The organism is Morganella sp. EGD-HP17 (assembly GCF_000512315.2).
Lineage (GTDB): Bacteria > Pseudomonadota > Gammaproteobacteria > Enterobacterales > Enterobacteriaceae > Morganella > Morganella morganii.
Genome location: NZ_AZRH01000011.1, coordinates 1 through 23,229, shown reverse-complemented (window position 1 = coordinate 23,229; position 23,229 = coordinate 1). Strand labels below are relative to the sequence as shown.

Annotated in this window: 23 protein-coding genes and 1 riboswitch; of the genes, 12 read left to right on the top strand and 11 right to left on the bottom strand. The window is 50.1% G+C overall.

The annotated features are described in order from the left end of the window. Positions 1–134 precede the first annotated feature (134 nt). From pstS to X965_RS12390, 6 genes are all read left to right on the top strand, one after another. A complete protein-coding gene (gene pstS / locus X965_RS12415; RefSeq protein WP_004237974.1) occupies positions 135–1,175 on the top strand; it encodes a phosphate ABC transporter substrate-binding protein PstS in 1,041 nt (346 codons plus the stop codon). Between the two features lie 80 nt (positions 1,176–1,255). Continuing rightward, on the top strand, positions 1,256–2,212 hold the full coding sequence (gene pstC / locus X965_RS12410) for a phosphate ABC transporter permease PstC (protein WP_004237976.1): 957 nt from the start codon (positions 1,256–1,258) through the stop codon (positions 2,210–2,212). 1 nt (position 2,213) lies between these two features. Continuing rightward, positions 2,214–3,101, top strand: coding sequence for a phosphate ABC transporter permease PstA (pstA, locus tag X965_RS12405; RefSeq protein ID WP_004237977.1), 888 nt, complete (start codon positions 2,214–2,216; stop codon positions 3,099–3,101). A 31-nt stretch (positions 3,102–3,132) separates the two neighbouring features. After that, positions 3,133–3,909, top strand: coding sequence for a phosphate ABC transporter ATP-binding protein PstB (gene pstB, locus X965_RS12400; RefSeq protein WP_036418250.1), 777 nt, complete (start codon positions 3,133–3,135; stop codon positions 3,907–3,909). A gap of 13 nt (positions 3,910–3,922) precedes the next feature. Next, positions 3,923–4,693 (top strand): phosphate signaling complex protein PhoU, encoded by a 771-nt coding sequence (gene phoU, locus X965_RS12395; protein WP_004904690.1) that lies wholly within the window; start codon positions 3,923–3,925, stop codon positions 4,691–4,693. A gap of 124 nt (positions 4,694–4,817) precedes the next feature. After that, positions 4,818–5,078 (top strand): zinc-ribbon domain-containing protein, encoded by a 261-nt coding sequence (locus tag X965_RS12390; protein WP_004237981.1) that lies wholly within the window; start codon positions 4,818–4,820, stop codon positions 5,076–5,078. Between the two features lie 32 nt (positions 5,079–5,110). Here X965_RS12390 and X965_RS12385 read toward each other — a convergent pair whose 3' ends face one another. Genes X965_RS12385 through X965_RS12365 form a run of 5 tightly spaced genes read right to left on the bottom strand, consistent with a single transcriptional unit; the run spans position 5,111 to position 10,766 of the window. Then, positions 5,111–5,803, bottom strand: a complete 693-nt coding sequence (locus tag X965_RS12385) for a molecular chaperone (RefSeq protein ID WP_004237982.1) — start codon at positions 5,801–5,803, stop codon at positions 5,111–5,113. A 13-nt stretch (positions 5,804–5,816) separates the two neighbouring features. Further along, positions 5,817–6,896 carry a fimbrial protein gene (locus X965_RS12380; protein WP_004237983.1) on the bottom strand — a complete coding sequence of 360 codons (1,080 nt, stop codon included), beginning with the start codon at positions 6,894–6,896 and terminating at the stop codon, positions 5,817–5,819. A 9-nt stretch (positions 6,897–6,905) separates the two neighbouring features. Continuing rightward, a complete protein-coding gene (locus X965_RS12375; RefSeq protein ID WP_036418247.1) occupies positions 6,906–9,416 on the bottom strand; it encodes a fimbria/pilus outer membrane usher protein in 2,511 nt (836 codons plus the stop codon). Between the two features lie 14 nt (positions 9,417–9,430). After that, entirely contained in the window at positions 9,431–10,123 is a 693-nt protein-coding gene (locus X965_RS12370; RefSeq protein WP_004237986.1) for a molecular chaperone, read from the bottom strand. Between the two features lie 55 nt (positions 10,124–10,178). Beyond that, on the bottom strand, positions 10,179–10,766 hold the full coding sequence (locus X965_RS12365) for a fimbrial protein (RefSeq protein WP_004237987.1): 588 nt from the start codon (positions 10,764–10,766) through the stop codon (positions 10,179–10,181). A 630-nt stretch (positions 10,767–11,396) separates the two neighbouring features. On the opposite strand from X965_RS12365, the gene X965_RS12360 reads away from it, so the two are divergent. The 4 genes from X965_RS12360 (at position 11,397) to X965_RS12345 (ending at position 15,284) form a co-directional block, all read left to right on the top strand. Further along, positions 11,397–12,230, top strand: a complete 834-nt coding sequence (locus X965_RS12360; protein ID WP_004237988.1) for an ABC transporter substrate-binding protein — start codon at positions 11,397–11,399, stop codon at positions 12,228–12,230. Positions 12,231–12,307: 77 nt separating this feature from the next. Beyond that, on the top strand, positions 12,308–13,045 hold the full coding sequence (locus X965_RS12355) for an amino acid ABC transporter permease (protein ID WP_004237989.1): 738 nt from the start codon (positions 12,308–12,310) through the stop codon (positions 13,043–13,045). A 1-nt stretch (position 13,046) separates the two neighbouring features. Next, complete coding sequence (locus X965_RS12350) at positions 13,047–13,820, top strand: amino acid ABC transporter permease (protein WP_004237990.1); 774 nt, start codon at positions 13,047–13,049, stop codon at positions 13,818–13,820. A 129-nt stretch (positions 13,821–13,949) separates the two neighbouring features. Further along, a complete protein-coding gene (locus X965_RS12345; RefSeq protein ID WP_004237991.1) occupies positions 13,950–15,284 on the top strand; it encodes an NCS2 family permease in 1,335 nt (444 codons plus the stop codon). A gap of 66 nt (positions 15,285–15,350) precedes the next feature. Here the strand turns inward: X965_RS12345 and X965_RS12340 are convergent, their stop codons facing one another. From X965_RS12340 to trmA, 6 genes are all read right to left on the bottom strand, one after another. Beyond that, positions 15,351–15,995, bottom strand: coding sequence for an energy-coupling factor ABC transporter ATP-binding protein (locus X965_RS12340; RefSeq protein WP_015422339.1), 645 nt, complete (start codon positions 15,993–15,995; stop codon positions 15,351–15,353). Continuing rightward, positions 15,910–16,626: an energy-coupling factor transporter transmembrane protein EcfT gene (locus X965_RS12335; protein WP_004237993.1), complete on the bottom strand. Its 717-nt coding sequence runs from the start codon at positions 16,624–16,626 to the stop codon at positions 15,910–15,912. The genes X965_RS12340 and X965_RS12335 overlap by 86 nt, the downstream gene beginning before the upstream one ends. Then, the gene (cbiM, locus tag X965_RS12330; protein WP_004237994.1) at positions 16,619–17,251 is read right to left on the bottom strand and encodes a cobalt transporter CbiM; all 633 of its coding nucleotides are present in this window, start codon (positions 17,249–17,251) and stop codon (positions 16,619–16,621) included. Before cbiM ends, X965_RS12335 begins: the two co-directional genes overlap by 8 nt. Before the next feature lie 13 nt (positions 17,252–17,264). Further along, entirely contained in the window at positions 17,265–17,735 is a 471-nt protein-coding gene (locus tag X965_RS12325) for an Additional component NikL of nickel ECF transporter (protein WP_230587925.1), read from the bottom strand. A 51-nt stretch (positions 17,736–17,786) separates the two neighbouring features. Continuing rightward, entirely contained in the window at positions 17,787–18,476 is a 690-nt protein-coding gene (locus tag X965_RS12320; protein WP_036418245.1) for a DUF4198 domain-containing protein, read from the bottom strand. A gap of 434 nt (positions 18,477–18,910) precedes the next feature. Continuing rightward, a complete protein-coding gene (gene trmA, locus X965_RS12315) occupies positions 18,911–20,011 on the bottom strand; it encodes a tRNA (uridine(54)-C5)-methyltransferase TrmA (protein WP_036418243.1) in 1,101 nt (366 codons plus the stop codon). Between the two features lie 107 nt (positions 20,012–20,118). Further along, a riboswitch (cobalamin riboswitch) is annotated at positions 20,119–20,305 on the top strand. Positions 20,306–20,369: 64 nt separating this feature from the next. On the opposite strand from trmA, the gene btuB reads away from it, so the two are divergent. Together btuB and murI are read left to right on the top strand one after the other, a co-directional pair. Further along, on the top strand, positions 20,370–22,256 hold the full coding sequence (gene btuB, locus X965_RS12310) for a TonB-dependent vitamin B12 receptor BtuB (protein ID WP_036418241.1): 1,887 nt from the start codon (positions 20,370–20,372) through the stop codon (positions 22,254–22,256). After that, positions 22,201–23,067 (top strand): glutamate racemase, encoded by an 867-nt coding sequence (gene murI / locus X965_RS12305; protein WP_004237999.1) that lies wholly within the window; start codon positions 22,201–22,203, stop codon positions 23,065–23,067. Before btuB ends, murI begins: the two co-directional genes overlap by 56 nt. The last annotated feature ends 162 nt before the right edge of the window (positions 23,068–23,229 follow it).

The window sequence follows — 23,229 nt, the reverse complement described above, 5'->3', positions numbered from 1 at the left end:
CACCTGCAGTGTCATAAAACTGTCATATAACCTACATATTATTGTCACCAGATTGTCCTATTTTCCCTCATGTTCCGACATTAACCAGATACAACGTTTATCGTCATTATCTATAAATCCCGTCAGGAGGGATCATGAAACCGATGCGTACCGCAGTAGCCACTGTTATGGCAGCGACACTTTCTCTCTCTGCATTTTCTGCATTTGCCGCGACCAGTCTGACCGGGGCGGGTGCAACATTCCCTGCGCCGGTGTATGCGCAGTGGGCTGATACTTACCAGAAAGAAACCGGTAACAAAGTTAACTACCAGGGGATTGGTTCCTCCGGCGGTGTGAAGCAGATTGTAGCCAATACCGTTGATTTCGGGGCGTCAGATGCGCCGCTGTCCGAAGATAAACTGGCCGCAGATAATTTATTCCAGTTCCCGACCGTGATCGGCGGTGTGGTGCTGGCCGTCAACCTGCCGGGTCTGAAGTCCGGTGAACTGGTGCTCGACGGCAAAACCCTGGGTGATATCTACCTGGGTAAAATCAAAAAATGGAATGACCCGGCAATCACCAAACTGAACCCGTCAGTTAAACTGCCGGATCAGGATATCGCGGTTGTCCGCCGTGCGGATGGTTCCGGTACCTCTTTCGTCTTCACCAGCTACCTGTCAAAAGTCAGCCCTGACTGGAAAGAGCAGGTCGGCGCAGGCTCTACCGTTAACTGGCCGGTTGGTCTGGGCGGTAAAGGCAACGACGGTATCGCAGCATTCGTTCAGCGTCTGCCGGGCTCTATAGGTTATGTGGAATACGCTTACGCCAAACAGAATAAACTGGCTTACACCAAGCTGATTTCTGCGGACGGTGATGCGGTTTCCCCGACCGGCGAAAGCTTCAGTAACGCAGCGCGTAAAGCCGAGTGGTCAAAAAGCTTCGCTCAGGATCTGACTAACCAGCCGGGTCCGAATGCATGGCCGATTACTTCCACCACCTTCATCCTGGTTCATACCAATCAGAAAGATGCTGCCAAAGGTCAGGAAGTTCTGAAATTCTTTGACTGGGCATACAAGAACGGCGGTGAGCAGGCAGAAAAACTGGATTACGCGGTACTGCCGAAAGAAGTGATTGAACAGGTCCGTGCATCATGGAAAACCAGTGTCAAAGACAGCAGCGGTAAGCCGCTGTACTGATACGGCAGATGATGAAGTAACGATTTATCAGTAATTGATCCCCCCGCACCGGGGGGATCTGTGTAAAAACGGAAGCGACTATGGCCGAACTGAAAACGGCAATGAAACCACCAGGCAAACGCGGCGACCAACTTTTCAGTGCTCTGGTAAAACTGGCAGCGCTGATTACGCTATTGTTACTTGGCGGAATTATTATTTCACTGATTATTGCGTCATGGCCGAGCATTGAAAAATTCGGCTTAGGTTTCTTATGGAATAAAGAGTGGAACCCGCCGGCGGAAGAGTACGGGGCACTGGTACCGATTTACGGCACCATCGTGACCTCGGTTATCGCCCTGCTGATTGCGGTCCCGGTGAGTTTCGGGATTGCGCTGTTCCTGACAGAACTGGCACCGAACTGGCTGCGCCGTCCACTGGGTATCGCGATCGAGCTGTTAGCCGCTATTCCGAGTATCGTTTACGGCATGTGGGGACTGTTTGTCTTTGCCCCGCTGTTTGCCACCTATTTCCAGCAGCCGGTCGGCGAGGTGATGTCGAGCATCCCGATTGTCGGCGAGCTGTTCTCCGGTCCGGCCTTCGGGATCGGGATCCTGGCGGCGGGCGTTATCCTCGCCATCATGATCATTCCGTATATTGCCTCGGTGATGCGCGATGTGTTCGAGCAGACGCCGGTGATGATGAAAGAATCGGCTTACGGCATCGGCTGTACCACCTGGGAGGTGATCTGGCGGATTGTACTGCCGTACACCAAGAACGGGGTGATCGGCGGCGTGATGCTGGGTCTGGGCCGCGCCCTGGGGGAGACCATGGCGGTGACCTTTATCATCGGTAACACCTATCAGCTGGACAGCTTCTCGCTGTACATGCCGGGCAACAGTATCACCTCGGCACTGGCGAACGAGTTCGCGGAAGCGGAATCCGGGCTGCACACAGCGGCACTGATGGAGCTGGGGCTGATTCTGTTTGTCATCACCTTTATCGTCCTTGCTATCTCCAAATTTATGGTGATGCGTCTGAATAAGAAAGAGGGGCGCTGAGATGGCTGAAATGAATATTCAACAACCGAAAGTGGATATCAGCGCACGGCAGAAACGCCAGTTCTGGCGCCGTCAGAAAAACCGCGTTGCCCTGTTTTTATCCATGTCCACCATGGCATTCGGGCTGTTCTGGTTAATCTGGATCCTGTTCTCGACCGTCACCAAAGGGATGGACGGCATGTCGCTGGCGCTGTTTACCGAAATGACACCGCCGCCGAACACCGAAGGCGGGGGTCTGGCGAACGCCATTGTCGGTTCCGGCCTGCTGATCTTATGGGCGACCGTTATCGGGACACCGCTGGGTATTCTTGCCGGGATTTATCTGGCGGAATACGGCCGTAAATCCTGGCTGGCGGAAGTCACCCGGTTTATTAATGACATTTTGTTATCCGCACCGTCGATTGTGGTCGGACTGTTTGTTTACACCATCGTGGTGATGCAGATGCAGCACTTCTCCGGCTGGGCGGGGGTGATTGCCCTGGCACTGTTACAGATCCCGATTGTTATCCGTACCACGGAAAACATGCTGCGTCTGGTACCGGACAGCCTGCGCGAAGCGGCGTATGCCCTCGGCACACCAAAATGGAAAATGATTTCAGCGATTACCCTGAAAGCCTCGGTCTCCGGGATTATCACCGGGGTGCTGCTGGCGATTGCCCGTATTGCCGGGGAAACGGCGCCGCTGCTCTTTACCTCCCTCTCCAACCAGTTCTGGAGTACGGATCTGATGCAGCCGATTGCTAACCTGCCGGTCACTATCTTCAAGTTTGCCATGAGTCCGTTTGCGGAGTGGCAGAGTCTGGCCTGGGCGGGTGTCCTGCTGATCACACTGTGTGTGCTGTTAATTAATATCGTGGCGCGTGTGCTGTTTGCGAAGAAAAAGCACTGATTAAATGACTGCGGATGAATGAGAGAGAGTCATGAGTAAAATTCAAAACGTAACTGAAAGCAAAATTCAGGTTCGTGATCTGAACTTCTATTACGGCCAGTTCCACGCGCTGAAAAACATTTCGCTGGATATCGCCAAAAATAAAGTCACGGCCTTTATCGGCCCGTCCGGTTGCGGGAAATCGACCCTGCTGCGTACCTTCAACAAAATGTACGCACTGTATAATGAACAGCGTGCGGAAGGCGAAATCCTGCTGGATGGCACCAATATTCTGACCGATACCCAGGATATCGCGTTATTACGCGCCAAAGTCGGCATGGTGTTCCAGAAACCAACACCGTTCCCGATGTCTATTTATGACAATATTGCCTTTGGTGTCCGTCTGTTTGAAAAACTGCCGCGCGCCGAGATGGATGAGCGGGTACAGTGGGCACTGACCAAAGCGGCACTGTGGAACGAAACCAAAGATAAACTGCATCAGAGCGGCTACAGCCTCTCCGGCGGTCAGCAGCAGCGTCTGTGTATTGCCCGCGGTATTGCTATCCGCCCTGAGGTTCTCCTGCTGGATGAGCCGTGCTCGGCACTGGATCCTATCTCCACCGGGCGTATTGAAGAGCTTATCAGAGAGCTGAAATCGGAATACACCGTGGTGATCGTCACGCATAACATGCAGCAGGCGGCGCGCTGTTCTGACCACACTGCATTTATGTATCTGGGCGAACTAATTGAATTCAGTGATACTGATACCCTGTTTACCACCCCGGGCAAGAAACAAACCGAAGATTACATCACCGGTCGTTATGGCTGATGCGGAGACAATCATGGAAAATCTGAATCACAATAAACATATTTCCGGGCAGTTTAATGCTGAATTAGAGCATATCCGCACAGAAATGATGACAATGGGCGGGCTGGTGGAAGAGCAGCTCAGCAAAGCGATCACCGCCATGCATAACCAGGACGAAGACCTGGCGCGTGAGGTTATCGCTGGTGACAAGCAGGTCAACATCATGGAAGTGATGATTGATGAAGCCTGTGTCCGCATTATTGCCAAACGCCAGCCGACCGCGAGCGACCTGCGCCTGATTATGGCGATTTCCAAAACCATCGCCGAACTGGAACGGATCGGGGATGTGGCGGATAAAATTGCCAAAACCGCACTGGAAAAATTTTCACAGCAGCATCAGCCGTTGCTGGTCAGTCTGGAATCCCTCGGCCGCCATGCCATTCAGATGCTGCATGATGTGCTGGATGCCTTTGCGCGTATGGATATTCAGGAAGCTATCCGCATCTACCGCGAAGACCAGAAAGTGGATCAGGAATATGAAGGGATTGTCCGTCAGCTGATGACCTATATGATGGAAGATCCGCGCACTATCCCGAGTGTCCTGACCGCGCTGTTCTGTGCCCGCTCTATCGAGCGTATCGGTGATCGCTGCCAGAATATCTGCGAATTTATCTTCTATTATGTGAAGGGACAGGATTTCCGTCATGTGAAAGGGGATGATGTGGAACGTATCCTGCTCGGCGAGCATGTGATTGAAGTCTCCGCACACAGTAATAACGGCGAAAAAGGGAATGATCCGGCATAACCGGGTGGCTTCTCCGGCGATATTGTCTGTTTTTGTAAAAGTCCCTGTTCTGATTTGACCCTGGAGTTAACTCCGGGGTTTATACTTTCTGAAACAGACAAAACAGTGTTTCCGGAGGTGTACGATGGGTTTATTCAGCCGGTTTTTTAACAGCGGAGGCGGATCCGGTCACGGGAACCGCAGCGGCGGCCACGGCAGCAGCGGTCATGGCAGCAAACATGGTAATACGGGTTACAATAAGCATGGCCGTGACAATAATGGTTATCCGGAGCTGTTAAACAACAATACTCCGCAGAATATCAGCGGATATTGTCAGAAGTGCGGTACCGGTTACCCGTCGGACAGCCGCTTCTGCGGCCGGTGCGGTAATGCACTCAACCCGTAATGCAAAAGCCGGTCATTACCTGACCGGCATTCTCAGTTCAGCTTTTTCTCTGTCCGCACATTGCGCCCTTTATCATTAATGCTGATCAGCGTGACGGACTCTCCCGCAGATAAATGCCCGGTGTATGCCACCCGGCTCTCTGAATAAGGGGCGAGCATCACGGTGCTGATATGTGACGGCGCATTATCTCCGCCGGAGACGAGCGCGGATAATGTGAAATAGTAAGGCGTGGGGTTTTTCAGAATCAGTGTTTCTCCTGATAACGAGGCTGAAATCTGTTCCGGGACTGCATCCGGCGGCTGCAAAAGATCATCCGGCCGGTAAAACAGCTTTATCCGTGTCCGCAGGGCAAATTGCAGGGTATTACCGGTGGTGGCCGTCTTCGCCGGAATATCCACCACATTGAGATAAAAAACCGATTCCCGGTCGCGGGGAAGATTATTTTTCAGAACACGGATTTTCAGCTGTTGTCCGCCGCTCCCTGCAATCCGCGTCACCGGCGGTACCACCATAAAGGGTGCACTGCTGGTTTCCGGCGAGGAATTGATATCCCCCTCATCCACCCAGCTCTGCACCAGTGACGGCATGTCCCCGCTGTTGGTCAGCTGGATTTCTGTATTTTCCTGATTACCCGGAAAAATCACCCGCGTGGTATTGATGACAACACCAGCGTATCCCACCTGTATGCACAGGAGCAGAATGATCAGAATGCCTGTCCGCATCATGTCCTCCACCGGTTCAGTTGTAGGAAAAAACCAGAGTCGCGGAACTGCTTATTTTTCCCTGTGTTACCGCAGTCGGATTGTAGGGATAATAATACGCGCCGAGATCGACAGAGAACGCTGGTGAAACCGCGCTGCCTTTGGCGGCAGTGAAAATGCTGGTGGCACTGCCCTGAGCATTGGCACTGTCAGAAAACTGTACCGGACTGCTGAGATTATTGGCTTTCACCACCCGGAAGCCGACACCACCGGCACCGCCGGAAATGGTATTGGTCAGCACGGTTTTATCGGACGGCTGTAAATTGGACGACGACAGGAACATGGCAATATCCCGGGACGCGGTGTTACCCGGGAGGAGGCCGCCACAGGTAAAATTGAGGCGGAACGGGGTGTATCCGGCTTTATCCGTGGTTTTAACGGCATTGATACTCATCAGCGGCAGGCTGACGGTCAGCCCGGCATTGGTAAAGGTACAGGTGGTCACCGGCGGATTGTAAGTAATCTGCACCGGCTGCAAAAACATATCATTCGGATCGGACGGCCATTGCAGTGTCAGTAAAAACTGCAAAATCTTATTGAGAAGTGCTGCCAGCCAGCCCACCAGCCCCAGGGTGGTGGCATCAGAGGCAAAAATGACCGGTGTGATCGTCACAGTATTACCCGGAACTTTGGTGTAGTTGCCGGTCGGCGTGGTGACCAGATCAAAACGCAGTGTGAAACCGGTATTGAGTTCTGTTCCGTTGTGAGTACCGGCCGCCAGGCCGGAAACATTATTTTTTGTCAGTGCGGTCAGGGTGATATTGACGAGTTGTGCGCCGTTATTAAACCCGATTGTCGCTGTCCGGCCATTAAAGGGAGAGTCGATCCCGATGGTATTCGGAAACAGCGGCAATGCTGTCGTACAGGTAAACGGGCCGCTGAAGTTGGTCTGAGATACTTTGGATACGGTTGTGGTGGCGCCGATCAGATCAGCCGAAAGATCCAGCGCCACGGCCGGTGCTGTCTGGGTGGATGTTACCGAGCAGGTGGCATAAGCCGCCCTGCTGCTTATCACCGTCAGGAATAAAAGTAATACAGCGGCGGATGTTTTCATCATTGTTTCCTTTTACCGGCAGATATTGTGATTTTTATCCGGTGTGACCACCGGATTGCGGATAACACACTGCTGTTTCCCGTCTGCCGTCAGTTTTATGATCAGTGATGACGGCAACTGCCCGCTTTTCAGATAGAGCAGCCCTGACTGCCCGACATATCCCAGCGGCTGATGCTGCTCATCAGTCACTTCTGTGCCGAACGGCAGTGTGCTGCCGTTTTCCCGCGCCGCCCGCAGAATGAAAGTCTGACGGGGATCGGTTTCCATGCGGATATAACTGACCGCACCTTTATACGGGCTGACCTGGCCGATATTACCGGTCACTTCGGCACCGGAACTTTTTTCTGTGTCTGACAGAGTGTAAGAATTGGCGCGGTAAGGAACAGATTGTGTCATCAGCACCACACCATCACTGTTTGTCAGGGATGCTTTATCCGAATTCACCATCCGGTTACCGGCCTGCGGGGCATCAATAATGGTATAGGTATTGCCGGTGTCACCGGACATGGCGATGTGGCCCGGGATCGCGACGATAGTTCCTTTTGCCCCGGCGCCCGCCTGACGGTAATCGTTACCCTCACTGAATGAGCCGGACAGGGTGCTGTACGGGTTACGGTAAGTAAGGTTCGCGCCTGCAAGATTACTGCCGCCGTTCTGGTTTGAGCCGGTCAGCGTGTAGTTAACCAAATCATCTTTACCGGCTGTGCCGCTCAGGCTGACAGTAGCCTGCTGATAACGGGAATCGGTGGCGTAAATACCGCTGCTGAGTGATGCACTTTTACCGAAAACAGAAATCGGCACGCTGACATTCAGGTAAAACCGGGTTTCATTTTTATCATCAAAATTGCGGGTGCGTGATGCAGACACGGTATAGCTGATCTCGTTATAACTGTTTGAATATCCAAGCTGATATTCCCGGTTGCTGCCGCCGGAATTCCAGTAATCCCGGTGTGTGCCGGAGATATAAATCACCCCCCGGTTCTCTCCCAGATACTGATTTAAATTCACGGTGAAGGTATTTTTAGCGCGAGCACCGCGCATGGCATCCATTGTCATCAGATCCGGTATCTGACGCGGCGTGTTATCGGTGAGGTTTTCCTGCTCATTACGGTAAGCATCCCACGCCCGGTAGTTATCCTGCTGATAGATGGCATCGGTGAAACTGTAAAAATTCCCGGTGGAGTAGCGGTATGTCGCGAGAGTCAGGTTGGTGGAGGTGGTGCTGACAAACTTACTGTAGGCGATACGGTAGCTCTGGCCGCTTTTGTGGCCGGTTTTAAAGTCCGCATCCGCCTGTGTCACATCAACAGAAAGCGCACCGAACGGCAGATTCCAGGCACTGCCCGCCAAAAGAGAGCGGTAATCTTTTCCGGCAATCCCGCCGGTATACAGTGTCACGGTATTATTCAGCCCGTAACGGAATTCCCCCTGCACAAACTCCGGGCGGTAGTGTGTATTATCCAGGCGTGCCTGACCGGCGGTCAGACTGTAATTATAAATTCCCTCTTTCAGCATATCGGGTACAGCGGAGAAGGGGACGGTAAATGATTCTTTCCGTCCGTCTGCTTCCTGAATAATGACGGAAAAATCGCCGCTGCCGCCGGTCGGCTGAATATCACGGAACATAAACTCACCCGGCGGTACGTTTTCCTGAAAAATAAGATTGCCGTTCTGGTAAATACTGACGAGGGCGTTGGTCTGAGCAACACCCCGGATGATTGGTGCGAATCCCTGGCCGGACGGCGGCAGCATATTCATATCCGTTCCCAGTGATGCGCCTCTGAATTTAAAGCTGCCGAACATAGAAGGCGGCGTATAAAAATCCCCCAGCGTCAGCGCAGATAAAATACGGCTGATCGGACGGTAAAGATAACGGCTGTTATTTTTCCAGCCTTTATGTCCGCCGGAATAAGAGGTGTAAACCGATTCATCGCGGAATTGCCAGACACCGAGGTTCAGCCCGGAGTTTACTGTGGCAAAAAAGCTGTTATTGCTCTGTTTGTTATTCTTTTTTTGTCTGGCGTTATAGTAATTAACGTTATAGCCGAGAATAACGGCGGGCTGCCCGTGATCCCATAATTCCGGATCAATATAACCGGCATCGGCGGTCTTTACCCCGATTTGCGGCACGGACAAATCTAACCGTAATGTACTTTTATTCAGGTGGTAAGTCAGTCCGGAAGTCAGATCATCTGCCGGAACCGGCTGTTTCTCTGCGGATAATGTTTTCGCGTCATCAGAAAGATTCAGCCCGAGCTTATTAATATCTTCCGGCTGAAAATTCAGGGCATTATTATGCTCCCCTACTTCAACGGTAAACTGACCTTTCCAGGTGTTATTGACATAAACGTCCATCAGTTGATCGCCGGACGGCAGTGTATTTTCCTGATATAAACGTGAAATATCCCCTTTAGCGGATTCACCGGCCAGCAGGGTGGTATCGAACTCTTCCGTGAAGCCTTCGCGGGGATAGCTCCATAATCCGGCAATAATCAGAATCGGCAGGCAGTGTTGTGTTTTCACGTTATTATCGTCCGTCAGAAGGTAATATTCTTCGACTTATACACACCGTAATCATCCACATAGGTCACTGAGGCATTACGGGCTGCGGGTTTATTTTTCAGTGGTAATTGTTTTTCAGAAAATGGCGGAATCATTTCGGAGGCGGCCAGCCAGGTGTGGCTGCTGTCATTAGCATTGACCGCCGCAATGGTAAAATGATACGGGGAATTATTAGTGACGGATAAATGGTCACCGTTGAGCTTCCACTGAATATTATCAATAACCGTTTCCGGATTTGCCGTCAGCCCGGCTGGGCGGTAAAACAGCTTTATCCGTGACCGCAGGGCCACCTGTAACACACTTTTTCCTTTGGCATTGGCGGGCGTGGCCGGAATATCCAGCACACTGAGATAAAAGACACTTTCCCGGTCATCCGGTAGTTTTTCATTATTTTTCTTTATTTTAAGCTGCTGTCCCTGCATTCCGTCTATTTTGACAATCGGCGGATAAACATAAAACGGGGAACTGCTGTTTTCCGGTGTGGCATTAATGTCACCGTCATCTGTCCAGCTCTGGGCTAATGATGATGTCTGGCTGTTATTATTCAGCTGAACAGTAATGCTGTCATTTTCTTCATGATAAATAAGCCGCGTTCCGTTAATCACGATATTGGCGGTAGCATTACCTGATAAAATAAGCATCATCAGAAAAAAGAATCGGCGTTTCATTATATTCCCCTGTAAACAGTCAGGCTTTTTGACAAGCCTGACTGTCTGACAATGGTTATAAATAAGAGACTGTATAAATCACGTTGGAATGTACAGGCCCGACTTTTGCAGGAGAGGTATTGGTTTTGTAATAACTGGCAATTAATGTCACCTGATCCGATGCTGGTGCGGTTTTATCTCCCTTCACTCCGGTGTCATACGCCGCATTCAGTGAAAGTGCCACTGACGGTGCGGTTGTTGACGATAAACTGAACCCGACATTTTTCGCGACAGACGGATCCCCTTCATTAACGGTATCGTTAATCAGGTAGTTTCCGGTTGACGATATATTGTTGGGGGACGCGAAATGTATTTTCAGGTTACTTCCGGGCGGGACTGAAGCAGGTGCACAATCAGAGAATGTCATGGTAAATGCTTTCTGATTTTTGGTAATGACGGTATTTGCGGTTACCCCGGCATCCGTTACTGTAATCGGATCTAATAATACGGCGAAGTCGGCGCTGTTGCCTCCGTTAATAGTACAGGTGGTGTCACTGATAGCACCTGTGATGTTTATAATCCCGCCCGCAGCAGTGACCGCAGACGCTGAGCCTGAAAAAAAGGCGGCAGAAACTAATGCCGTAATAAGCGTTTTCTTTAACATGGTTAACTCCGGTAAAAATAAGATACCAGACTGACAAAAATAAGAGGCTATTTTTGCGGATTTTTATTTAAAGAGACTAATAAGAATCAGTCTCTTTAAATCTATAATCATTAGGGATATTTACCAGTTCTTAATTTTTAAATTTACAGATATGTGATTATTGTCAAGGTTTATAAATTTTCATTTTCAGAACTTGTATTTTTTATAAGTTCGTATTCATTTTTTATTTTGGTGGTAATGGAAAGATAAATATACAAATAATAAGATGTGATTGTTTATTAACGGTTTTCTGATAAGTAATTTCTTTTAGATATTAATTTTAATTAACAGCGGTATGGAGCGTTTAGTATCTCTTATCATGGTCAGTGAATATTTCCGTAGAAAAAATAACGTATGATTTTATTTCGATAAATAATCATAAGTAATGTAATTAATTTTTTTAATAAAAATGGATAAATTAAAGATAATGGCTTGTTATTGCGGAGAGCGGCTCTGCCCTTGTGTTCATCTTAGAACAATCAGTTATGGAATTATTCTTTCTTAGTATTTCAGGAACTAAGCAGGAGTTGATAGCGTGAGATGGTGATTTACACAAATTGACGTTTTCCGTGACTGATTCCAGGGGTGTGTATGAAACCGACATTATTTGTTCCGGCTCTGCTTGCCGGTTTAGCATTAGTAAGTGGTACAGCACAGGCTGATAAGCTTGATGATATTCAGAAAGCCGGCGTGATCCGTATTTCGGTTTTTGACAGCAACCCGCCGTTCGGATTTATCGACCCGCAGACCAAAAAACTGGCAGGTTATGACGTGGATATTGCACAGGCCGTTGCCGATGATCTCGGCGTGAAGCTGGAACTGCGTCCGACTAACCCGGCAAACCGTATTCCGCTGCTGGTCTCCGGCAAAGTGGATTTAATCGGGGCGAACTTCACCATTACCGGTGAGCGTGCGAAACAGGTGGATTTCTCCATTCCTGATTTTCAGACCGGACAAAAATTTATTGCCCGCAAAGGTGTGCTGAAAACCCCGGAAGATGTGGCAAAACTGCGCATCGGCGCGGATAAAGGTACCGTTCAGGAAGTGACGCTGCGCGAGAAATATCCGGGCACCAAAGTGATTTCTTATGATGATACCCCGCTGGCCTTCGCAGCACTGCGCAATGGTAACGTCGATGCTATCACGCAGGATGATGCCAAACTGGTCGGGTTGCTCGGTAACCTGCCGGAGTCAGTAAAAGCGGAGTTTGAACTCTCTCCGTTCAGTCTGACCCGTGAATACCAGGCGCTTGCAGCACCGAAAGGAGAAACCCGTCTGGTGGAAGCAGTGAACAAAACCCTGCTGAAACTCGAAAGTGAGGGCAAATCACAGCAGATTTATAACCAGTGGTTTGGTCCGGGCACCAAAGCCGAACAACCGCGCGGTGAATTTAAGTTCGCTCCGCTGGCTGACCAGCCGAAGTAACGTGAGTGTGTTTTCTGAATCAGGCCTCACTCCGGTGAGGCTTCCTGCATTTTTGCGGTAACAGACGGGATTAGCGGATGTTTGAGCAATTTATAAGTGCGCACTTACTTGCGCCGGAATATCTGGGATGGCTGGGGCAGGGGTTTGTGATCACCCTGCTTATCTCATTCTGGACGATTCTCGCGGCGACATTGCTGGGTTTCCTGCTGGTGGCCGGGCGGGACAGCCAGCTCGCACCGCTCCGCTGGTTAGTCAGTGCTTACACCAGTGTATTCCGTAATACGCCGCTGCTGGTACAGCTGTTTTTCTGGTATTTCGCCTCTGGAGAAATCCTGCCGCAGGCGCTGAAAATCTGGCTGAACACGCCGCATGAAATTGAACTGGCCGGGCTGACACTCGCATGGCCGTCATTTGAATTTATCGCCGGGTGGTTCGGGCTGACACTCTATTCTGCGCCGTTCATTGCGGAAGAACTACGGGCGGGAATTGCCGGTATCGGACGGCAGCAAAAATCAGCCGCACTGGCGCTCGGGCTGACTCCGTGGCAGTCCATGCGCTATGTGGTGCTGCCGCAGGCGGTCAGAATCGCCATGCCGCCGCTGCTCGGGCAGTATATGAATGTGGTGAAAAACTCGTCCCTGACTATGGCGATCGGTGTGGCTGAACTCTCTTATGCATCGCGTCAGGTGGAAAGTCAGTCCTTACAAACCTTTGAAGCCTTCGGAGTCGCGACGATCCTCTATATCGCCATTATTGCCGTAATGGAAGCCTTCGGGCAGTGGCGGACACAACGGGCACTGGCACAGGGGCATTAAGATGGACTTTTCCGTAATTCGTGATAACTGGGAATATCTGTTGTTCGGCACTTTCCCGGACGGTCCGCTTGAGGGTGCGGCACTGACGCTGGTGATCAGCCTGATTGCCGGGGCCATTTCCGTGGTGCTCGGGACTATCGGCGGAGTGATGCTGGCAATGCTGCGTGGCTGGTGGGTAAACCTGTTTGCGGCATTTCTCGGGTTTTTCCGCGCTATTCCCATCATTATGCTGATATTTTGGGTCTATTTCCTGCTGCCGATTGCCTTTGGTGTGGATGTGCCGGAAATTACCACGGTCGTCTGCGCACTGGCGCTGGTTACCTCGGCTTATATCGCCCACGGTGTGAAGGCCGGTATTCTGGCAATAGGCAAAGGGCAGTGGCAGGCGGGGATGTCTCTCGGTTTCAGCCGGTGGGAAGTGCTGTGGCATATTGTGTTGCCGCAGGCGCTGCGGATGATGATCCCGTCCTTTATTAATCAGTGGATTGCGCTGATTAAAGATACCTCGCTGGCCTATATCGTCGGTGTGGGGGAGTTGTCGTTCCTTGCGTCTCAGGTCAATAACCGCAGTATGGTCTACCCGACAGAGATTTTCCTGTTTGTTGCTTTTATCTATTTTGTGATGTGTTCCGGGCTGGAACTGGGGGCAAATGCGCTGATGCGCCGTTATTCATTACAGCGGCAGCCCCGTCAGTCGTGGCTTGCCCGTCTGTTTGGCCGGGGAAGAGAGAAACCGGTACGGCTGTCAGAAAAACCGGCATCCTGTTCATCATAAGTTTGATCAGTAACAATCCCGGTACGGTTAATGGCCGGGATTTTCCCGCAATGAAACGCAAACGTTTTCTTTTTGAAAACGATGCGGTAGGATAAGCCGAAAAAAACAAATTTCCGGGACTTCTTATTCATGACTACTCCGACTTCCGGCACTGATCCTCATCAGGGCCTGCTCCAGCGCGTGTTCAAATTACAGGAACACGGTACCACTGTCCGCACAGAAATTATTGCCGGGCTGACCACCTTCCTCACCATGGTGTATATCATTTTTGTAAACCCGCAGATCCTCTCGTTCGCCGGGATGGACATCAAAGCGGTGTTTGTCACCACCTGTCTGATCGCTGCCATCGGCAGTATCGGAATGGGGTTATTTGCTAACCTGCCGGTGGCGGTTGCGCCGGCAATGGGGCTGAATGCCTTTTTCGCCTTTGTGGTGGTAGGCGCGATGCACTACTCCTGGGAAGTGGCGATGGGCGCGATTTTCTGGGGTGCGGTCGGGCTGTTTATCCTGACCTTACTGCGCATCCGTTACTGGCTGATTGCCCATATCCCGCTGAGTCTGCGGGTCGGTATCACCAGTGGTATCGGGCTGTTTATCGCCATGATGGGGCTGAAAAACGCCGGTATTATTGTGCCGAACCCGGATACCCTGGTGACTATCGGTAAGTTTACCGATCACAGTGTGGTGCTGGGTGCACTGGGCTTCTTTATTATCGCCATTCTGGCCGCGCGCAATATCCATGCTGCGGTGCTGGTATCGATTGTGGTGACAACCTCCATCGGACTTTTCCTCGGGGATGTGACCTACAAGGGCGTGTTTGATGTGCCGCCGGGAATCACCTCGGTTGTCGGCCATGTTGATATTATGGGCGCGCTGGATTTATCTCTCGCCGGGATTATCTTCTCGTTTATGCTGGTGAACCTGTTTGACTCCTCCGGCACCCTGATCGGCGTGACTGATAAGGCCGGGCTGGCGGATGAAAAAGGCCGTTTCCCGAACATGAAAAAAGCGCTGTATGTGGACAGCATCAGCTCCGTCGCCGGTTCTGCGATGGGTACGTCCTCTGTTACCGCATTTATTGAAAGTACCTCCGGGGTTTCTGTCGGCGGGCGTACCGGCCTGACAGCTATCGTGGTCGGCCTGCTGTTCCTCGCGGCTATCTTTATTTCACCGCTGGCGTCAATGGTGCCGGCCTATGCGACTGCAGGGGCACTGATTTATGTCGGTGTGCTGATGACCTCCAGCCTGGTGCGGGTAAACTGGAATGATCTGACCGAATCCGTTCCGGCGTTTGTGACTGCCGTGATGATGCCGTTCAGCTTCTCTATCACAGAAGGGATTGCATTAGGGTTTATCGCTTACTGCGCAATGAAGCTGGGTACCGGCCGCTGGCGTGAGCTGAACCTGTGTGTGGTGGTGGTATCGCTGCTGTTTATTCTTAAAATGGTATTTGTGGACGCCTGATTACGATCCGTCTGAACAGACCCCCGGCAGCCGGACAACCGCTGCCGGGGGTTTTTTATATCAGGCTCAGGAGCGGCAGGGGAACGGGATCACGCAGTGCGCCATCCGCTGTGTAAACTGCTGATTATGCGAGGCCACAATCATCGGCAGATCCAGTTGTGTAAGAATGTCTTCCAGACGCTGAATATTTTTCTCATTGAGTCCGTTGGTCGGCTCATCCAGCAACAGAACAGACGGCGACATTGCCAGCACACCGGCCAGTGCGGTGAAGTTTTTCTCTCCGCCGGAAATCTCAGTCACAGCGCGGTCTTTCAGCCGGACAATATCCAGCATTTCCAGGCACTGTAAAGCGCGTTCCCGCGCCGCATCCTGTGTCATCCCCATATTCAGCGGACCAAACATCACATCATCCAGCACACCCGGGCCGAACAGCTGATCATCCGGATGCTGAAACAGCAATCCCAGAGGGCCGCGCACCTCTGTGAAATCATCTTCGGAAAGACGGGATTTACCGAAAACCGAAATATCCCCGGTGAACGGGATAAAACCTAACAGTGTGTGCAGCAGTGTTGATTTCCCGCTGCCGATATCACCGCACAGAAAAAGCCGTTCTCCGGCGTTCAGTTCAAAGCTCAGATCCTGAATTATCGGCGCATTGTTGCGGCTGACAACCAGATTGCTGACCTGAATCAGGGGATTTTGGGACGTCATTAACAGACCTTTTTGTATTAACAGAAGACGGACGCGCGTAAAAACCCCGGGCTTTCAGCGCCATTTCAGTGGTTTCCGCTTTGTGCATGGCTTTGATCAGCAGCAGGGCGACCAATTGGGACAACATGGTAAATGTCCGTTTATTCATCCCTTTGCGGAATCCCCGGGCTTTCATGGCCGTTTCAAGCTGTTGTTTGGTTTCGCTGAAAATCGCGATATAACGGATAGTCAGAATAAACAGCTTTATCAGTTTATCGGGCAGGGGATAACGTTTCACCGCACACGCCAGATCGATATCTGTCATGTTTGTCAGCATCGCAGAGACAAACAGCAGAATCGCATTCATTTTCAGCGTGATTTGCAGGGCGAGAAACACCCCGGCCGGGGACTGAACAATGCCCTGACTCTCAATTTTCCACGGCAGTGTCAGCCAGACAAACAGGATAAAAATATTCAGTTTCAGCACCGTCAGCAGTGAACGGCCCAACTGACGGCGGCGGCAGACAACAAACAGCAGAAAAGCACCCGACAAACCGGCGATAAGCCAGTCGGTCTGCCGGATACCGCTGAGCAGAAAAGCCCAGAGAACAGCAAGAAGCAGGCGCCGGTGAGGAGGCAGCCATTTATCCATAGGTATGCTGCCCGGGCTGATTGACCATCAGGGAGGCCGGACGCATTTTGGCCAGCGCCAGCAGGATCCCCACACTGATCAGGGAGTCGGTGACAAAAATCGGCAGGTGTCCGATAAATAGCAGCCAGACCAGATCGATATAGGATTTACCGCTGTCGAGCACCAGTGCCAGCGAGGTCAGGCACACCGTACCCAGCGTACCGATAACCCCGGCCATTACCCCGAGATAAACCAGACGTCCCTGACTCAGCCCCGGACGCAGGGAATTACGGAACAGGTAATAGACCAGCAGCGCCGGGATAGAGATATTACACAGGTTAACCCCGAGAACCGCGAAGCCGCCGAAGGAGAAAAACAGTACCTGCAGCGCGAGGGCAATCAGGAATGCCGGGAAAACCGCCCAGCCGAGAAACAATCCGGCCAGCCCGTTTAAGATCAGATGCACACTGCTGACCCCGATCGGCACATGGATGGTACCGGCAACAAAGAATGCCGCCCCGAACAGGGCTGCCAGTGACAGACGCGAGGTATCCAGCTGGCGGATGCCGATGGCAACCCCGGCTGCAGCCACCACACCGGCACCGGCCAGAACAGGAAGATGTAATACGCCTTCAGATAAATGCATGGTCTTCCTCCTGTTATGCGGCGTTTTTAGCGGCCTGCTTTGTTAATTCACGGGCACGGAAGAATGCAATCACACCGAAAATACCCACGATATAGCCCACACCACCGAGAATATTCTGCAGATAGATTTTATTCTTCAGCTGGTCAATATCCTGGCGGATCTGAATATAACCGGAAGAGGAATCACTGCTGCCGGTGTTAGCTGAGGCGGAAATAACCGGAACTTCCGTTTCTACTTTGTGCCCTTCATCACCTTCAACATAGAGAATATAATCACCGGTCGCCGGGACTTCGATTTTAAAATACCCTTTTTCATCGGTCTTTCCGGATATTTCATCATCTTCGTGGCCTTTCAGATACGTACCGACATAAGTATCTTTTGCCGGAGACATATCAGAATAATAAGACTGGCCGCTGATCACATTACCTTCCAGCTGTGCAACCACATGCATGGAGTGAGCTTGTGCTGTTGTTGCCAACAGCACCCCGTTAATCAGTAAAATAGCAAATAAATAAACAGATTTCATAACATTTAATTACTCAGCGTCAAAAGATAAAACATATTCAAGCTGCTGGAATCCGTACTCTTTATTATCCGGTGTATCCAGTTTGTATTCGGCGTAAACTTTATTGGCGCCTTTTTCAGCTTTGAATTTTGCCAGGCCGTCTTTGTTGGTCAGCACACCCGGGTCTTCTTCGCTTTTGGCGATTTTCATGCCTTCCAGCGGCTGACCATCTTTCAGGGCTTTGATCTCAAACTCCTGACCGGCCACCGGTTTAGTCATCGGTACCAGCTCATAAGGGGTGTTAAAGACTTTTGTAGCGTTGTCATCCCACTTAACGATATTTTTGCTGAATTTAATCGGGTTCTTGCTGAACTCCGCATCCGGTACTTCAATTTTATTTTTCTCAACGGTGCGGCCATTCTTTAATTTACTCCAGACACCGTTGTCGTAACCTAATAATATAATTGACGCATTCTCAGGCATGACAAAGTAAGCTTCGCCATCTTTAAAGGTGGTATTGACGGTTTCCACTTTACCGTCATGCATTACAGCCTGAACCGGTTTTAATTTATTTTCCGGATATTTTTCTGTCGGATTATGACCAAAACGGACAACATAATCAGAGCCGTCAGTTTGTTCAATCCAAATATTGTGCGCATTTGCCTGAAAACTACCAAATAACAGGGCGGCTGAAATTAACGTCATTTTCTTCAGAGACATAAAAATACCTTTCGATTAAGTTGCGGGATTATTTACGGCCGAGTATAGATGAGTGAAAATGAAAATAAGACCTTAAATTCAGAAGAATAATTAATATCAGGAATAGCTCACAGTAAATTGTTAAATATTTATTTACCGCAAACGTTTTTTTTAATGGTCTTGGGCGGGTTGTTAATCTATTGCGTGAGGGTTATTTTTTGTCTCTGAAATGTTATGAGTGTAATGAATATTCGTTGAATGAATATTTACAGGATTTAAATGTCACTTTATGATGTATTTTTCACCGTTTATCAGCGGGCTCAGTGGATCATTCTGATGAATCAATAAAACCGGGACGCCAGCCGGAGATCATAAAGAAATAATTGATATAAACTCATAAAGTAAAAAAGTTCCTGATCAACGATCAAGAACTTTCCGGGGAAATACTTAACAACTTATCCGCGCCGGATCAACAAAACGCCGCTTTCCATGTGCGGGGTGTACGGAAACTGATCAAACAGCGCCAGCCGCACGACATCATGTGTCTGGTTCAGTGTTTCCAGATTTTCACATAATGTTTCCGGATTACAGGAAATATACAGAATCCGCTCGTAGCCCTGAACCAGTTTAACGGTTTCCGCATCCAGTCCGCTGCGCGGCGGATCGACAAATATGGTATTACATTCATAAGAGGACAGATCAATTCCCGCCAGGCGGTTAAATTCACGCGCGCCCTGCATCGCCTGTGTGAAATCTTCCGCGGACATACGGATAATCTGCACATTATCGATATGGTTAGCATCGATATTATATTGCGCGGCAGCCACTGACGGTTTGGCGATTTCGGTTGCCAGCACGCGGCGGAAATTACGCGCCAGCGCCAGTGAGAAATTACCGTTACCGCAATACAGCTCCAGCAAATCGCCCTGTGAACCTTCTGTCGCGGCAAGTGCCCACTCCAGCATATGAATATTGACCGCTGCATTCGGCTGCGTGAAGCTGTTTTCAACCTGGCGGTAAATCATCTCTTTACCTGCGACCGGTAAAACTTCATCAACATAATCATTATCCAGCATGATTTTTGTTTTAGAGGCACGGCCAATCAACTGTAAATCAAAACCCTGTGACTGCAATTGTGCCCGTAATGTTTTAGCGGCCTCTGTCCAGCTGTCATCGAGTTTTTTATGATAGAGCAGGGAAACAATAATTTTGTTGCTGCGTGTCGACAGATAATCAATCTGAAAAAGTTTATGACGCAGAAGATGAGTCTGTTTCAGTAACGGCAAAATGGCCTGCATCATGTCATTAATCAGCTGGCTCGCGGCCGGGAAGGTATCAATCCGGATACGCTGTTTGGTCTGCTGATCAAACATGATATGCCAGAGGTCATCCCCTTCATGCCAGATACGGAATTCGGCGCGCATCCGGTAGTGTGAAACTGGTGAGGCAAATACGTGAGCATCCGGCGCCTGAAAAGGCTGCATCATTGTTTGCAGGCTTCTTGCCTTCTCTGCAAGTTGTTCTTCATAATTTTCAATAGGTAACGTGTTATGCATGGCGCGTCGATCCGTTTTGCTGATCACAAAAATTGTTCGTGTGTTTATGAATAAAGTGTCCCGCCCGACAATTCAGATATCTTACTCTGGACAGGTTTTAAAACCGGATCGTAGCATGATAATTCGGTTTCTTCATAAGAATGAAAAGGGAATCCGGTGAAATTCCGGAACTGGCGCGCAGCGGTAATGGTAAAAGCAACACGATGACACTGTTATAAATGACGGGAAGTCGTTGCGGGGAATAACGTAGTACCCTCCTGAGTCCGAAGACCTGCCGAAGATTTGTCGTCCGTCCTGCTGACGCTACAAAGCAGACGGGTGGCATCCTCTTTATATATATGTGGGTGCTCAGGAAAAAATGAAAATGACCTCGCCTTATGCGCTGTCCGCTGTCGGACTGGCCGTGTTTTCCGCGTTATCGTTTAGCGCTTCTGCTAATACTAATGATGATCAGATAATTGTTTCTGCTAACCGCTTCCAGCAGCCGGTTTCGTCCGTGCTGGCGCCGGTAACCGTTGTGACCCGTGAAGAGATAGATAAGTGGCAGTCGAATTCTGTCGTCGATATTCTGCGCCGGTTACCGGGGGTGGATGTGACACAGAGCGGCGGTCTGGGTCAGAACAGTACAGTATCGGTTCGCGGGACAGACGCAAAACATTTACTGGTATTGATAGATGGTGTCCGTCTGAATAATGCCGGTATTTCCGGTCAGCCGGATCTGAATCAGTTCCCGGTGGCACTGGTACAGCGGGTTGAGTATATCCGTGGTGCACGTTCTGCTGTGTATGGTTCGGATGCCATCGGTGGTGTGCTGAATATAATTACTATCCGCGATGACATCGGCTCAAATATCACAGCGGGTATTGGTTCACACGGCTATCAGAATTATACCGGAACCACTCAGCAGCAGATTGGTGACAATACCCGTGTGACAGCCGCAGCGGCGTATACCTATTCCAAAGGGTTTGATATCCGCCGTGATTATGATGGTTATGCCACACCAAGCGGCCGTGACTATGGCTTTATGAATAAAACCTACTGGCTGGATGTGCACCATAAACTGGATGATCGGTTTGCAGTGTACGGACGTGCATATGGTTATGATAACCGCAGTAAATATTTCGGATTTAAATCTGAGATGTGGTCGTTACCCGCTGATCCGGCAAGTGATCGCCGTGAGTTAGAAAACCGGACATATGATGCGGGTCTCACATTTAATCAGGGGGATTATTCTTCTCAGCTGATCATGAGCTACAGCCGGGTTAAAGACTATAACTATGATAACCGTTATGGTCGCTATGGTGATGGCGCAACCCTGGACAATTCAAAACAGTATTCTGCACAGTGGGGTAACAATTACCGTGTCGGATATGGCAGCATCAATGCCGGTATTGATTATCAGAAACAGGAAATGGAACCCGGCACCGCAATGATAGCCGACAGTAAATCTATTTCTGATACCGGTTTATATCTGACCGGGCAGCAGGAAATAGACAAGGTTATTCTTGAGGCCGCCGTCCGGTCTGACCATCATTCAGAATTTAACTGGCATACTACGTGGCAGACCAGTGCCGGATGGGAGTTTATTGATGGTTACCGGGTTATCGGTTCTTATGCAACCGGGTTTAAAGCACCAACGCTGGGACAGTTATATGCTAATACGACATTTGACTGGGGAACTATCGTCGGTAATAAGGATTTAAAACCGGAAGAGAGTGAACAATGGGAATTAGGGTTGGAGGGAAATACCGGACCGCTGTCCTGGCAACTGACCGGCTACCATAATGATATTAAGAACCTGATTGACTATGAAATGGGTTCACCGAATACCTATATCAACCGCAGTAAAGCCAAAATCAAAGGTGTCGAGTGGGTAGGGGAATTTGATACCTGGATTTTCCATCATCAGATGACTTATCAATACCTGGATGCAAAAGACAAAGAGACGGATAAGCGTCTGGCGCGCCGTGCACAGCAGCAGGTTAAATATCAGCTGGACTGGACGGTGGCCGATGTTGATATGGGGCTGACCTATCAGTATATCGGTAAACGTTATGATGATGCGGCGAATAAGCAAAAACTCGGCGGTGCCAGTGTTTTTGATATCACAGCTGCATATCCGATCACTGACCATCTGACAATTCGTGGTAAAGTAGCTAACCTGTTTGATAAAGACTACGAGACTGCGTATGGCTATCGAACCGCTGGCCGCGAATACTTCCTTACAGGAAGCTACAACTTCTGATCCGAAAACCCGCCCGACAGTGCTGCTGTTTGACTCCGGCATGGGCGGTTTATCTGTCTATCAGGAAGTAAGACAATTACTTCCTGATCTCCACTATATATATGCATTCGATAATGAGGCATTTCCTTACGGTGAAAAAACCGAAGCCTTTATTGTCGAACGTGTGACTAAGATTGTCCGTCAGATTGCTCAGCAGCATCCGCTGGCAGTGATTGTCATTGCCTGCAATACCGCAAGCACTATTACGCTGCCTGCACTGCGTGCAATGTCTGATATTCCGGTGGTCGGCGTGGTTCCGGCGATTAAACCGGCAGCGAAACTGACACGCAACGGCTTGGTCGGGCTGCTGGCAACGCGGGCAACGGTAAAACGGGCTTACACCCGGGAGCTGATTGACCGGTTTGCTTCTGAGTGTCAGGTATCACTATTGGGGTCGGCGGAGCTGGTCGAACTCGCAGAGCGCAAGCTGTATGGTGAGGCGATTCCGGCGGGTGCCCTGGAAACAATCCTTGCGCCGTGGCGGAATATGAAAGAGCCGCCTGACACAGTAGTTCTGGGATGCACTCACTTCCCGCTGATTGCCGAAGAATTGAAATCGGCATTACCGGATGGCACCCGGCTGGTGGACTCCGGGGCGGCGATTGCCCGCCGCGTGCAGTGGTTAATCAATAACAGTGAGAAACCTCATCACTTAACTGCAGAAAAAAATGTGGCGTATTGCATGCGGGATGATGAAACGACACAGAAATTACAGCCTGTTTTGCAGCAATTGGGACTCGAATCGCTGAAAAAACTAACGATTACAGGATGATTTGCTGCATTAATCAGCAGTCAGCACATTTTTATAAATTACCCCTTGCGGTCAGATGAAAACTCCCTATAATGCGCATCCGTTGTCACAGCACAGAACGCGAAGTCTGCTGAGATAACAAGGTGAAAAGTCTGAAAATAAATACTTGACACCAAATGAGGA

Excerpts from the sequence above, each read along its gene's own strand:
- X965_RS12360 (WP_004237988.1), top strand. The coding sequence starts at position 11,397 with ATGAAACCGACATTATTTGTTCCGGCTCTGCTTGCCGGTTTAGCATTA.
- pstC (WP_004237976.1), top strand. The coding sequence starts at position 1,256 with ATGGCCGAACTGAAAACGGCAATGAAACCACCAGGCAAACGCGGCGAC.
- X965_RS12365 (WP_004237987.1), bottom strand. The coding sequence starts at position 10,766 with ATGTTAAAGAAAACGCTTATTACGGCATTAGTTTCTGCCGCCTTTTTT.
- X965_RS12355 (WP_004237989.1), top strand. The coding sequence starts at position 12,308 with ATGTTTGAGCAATTTATAAGTGCGCACTTACTTGCGCCGGAATATCTG.
- pstA (WP_004237977.1), top strand. The coding sequence starts at position 2,214 with ATGGCTGAAATGAATATTCAACAACCGAAAGTGGATATCAGCGCACGG.
- X965_RS12335 (WP_004237993.1), bottom strand. The coding sequence starts at position 16,626 with ATGGATAAATGGCTGCCTCCTCACCGGCGCCTGCTTCTTGCTGTTCTC.
- cbiM (WP_004237994.1), bottom strand. The coding sequence starts at position 17,251 with ATGCATTTATCTGAAGGCGTATTACATCTTCCTGTTCTGGCCGGTGCC.
- murI (WP_004237999.1), top strand. The coding sequence starts at position 22,201 with ATGGCTATCGAACCGCTGGCCGCGAATACTTCCTTACAGGAAGCTACA.
- X965_RS12390 (WP_004237981.1), top strand. The coding sequence starts at position 4,818 with ATGGGTTTATTCAGCCGGTTTTTTAACAGCGGAGGCGGATCCGGTCAC.
- X965_RS12385 (WP_004237982.1), bottom strand. The coding sequence starts at position 5,803 with ATGATGCGGACAGGCATTCTGATCATTCTGCTCCTGTGCATACAGGTG.
- trmA (WP_036418243.1), bottom strand. The coding sequence starts at position 20,011 with ATGCATAACACGTTACCTATTGAAAATTATGAAGAACAACTTGCAGAG.
- X965_RS12380 (WP_004237983.1), bottom strand. The coding sequence starts at position 6,896 with ATGATGAAAACATCCGCCGCTGTATTACTTTTATTCCTGACGGTGATA.
- X965_RS12370 (WP_004237986.1), bottom strand. The coding sequence starts at position 10,123 with ATGAAACGCCGATTCTTTTTTCTGATGATGCTTATTTTATCAGGTAAT.
- X965_RS12340 (WP_015422339.1), bottom strand. The coding sequence starts at position 15,995 with ATGACGTCCCAAAATCCCCTGATTCAGGTCAGCAATCTGGTTGTCAGC.
- X965_RS12350 (WP_004237990.1), top strand. The coding sequence starts at position 13,047 with ATGGACTTTTCCGTAATTCGTGATAACTGGGAATATCTGTTGTTCGGC.
- pstB (WP_036418250.1), top strand. The coding sequence starts at position 3,133 with ATGAGTAAAATTCAAAACGTAACTGAAAGCAAAATTCAGGTTCGTGAT.
- X965_RS12345 (WP_004237991.1), top strand. The coding sequence starts at position 13,950 with ATGACTACTCCGACTTCCGGCACTGATCCTCATCAGGGCCTGCTCCAG.
- X965_RS12320 (WP_036418245.1), bottom strand. The coding sequence starts at position 18,476 with ATGTCTCTGAAGAAAATGACGTTAATTTCAGCCGCCCTGTTATTTGGT.
- pstS (WP_004237974.1), top strand. The coding sequence starts at position 135 with ATGAAACCGATGCGTACCGCAGTAGCCACTGTTATGGCAGCGACACTT.
- btuB (WP_036418241.1), top strand. The coding sequence starts at position 20,370 with ATGAAAATGACCTCGCCTTATGCGCTGTCCGCTGTCGGACTGGCCGTG.
- phoU (WP_004904690.1), top strand. The coding sequence starts at position 3,923 with ATGGAAAATCTGAATCACAATAAACATATTTCCGGGCAGTTTAATGCT.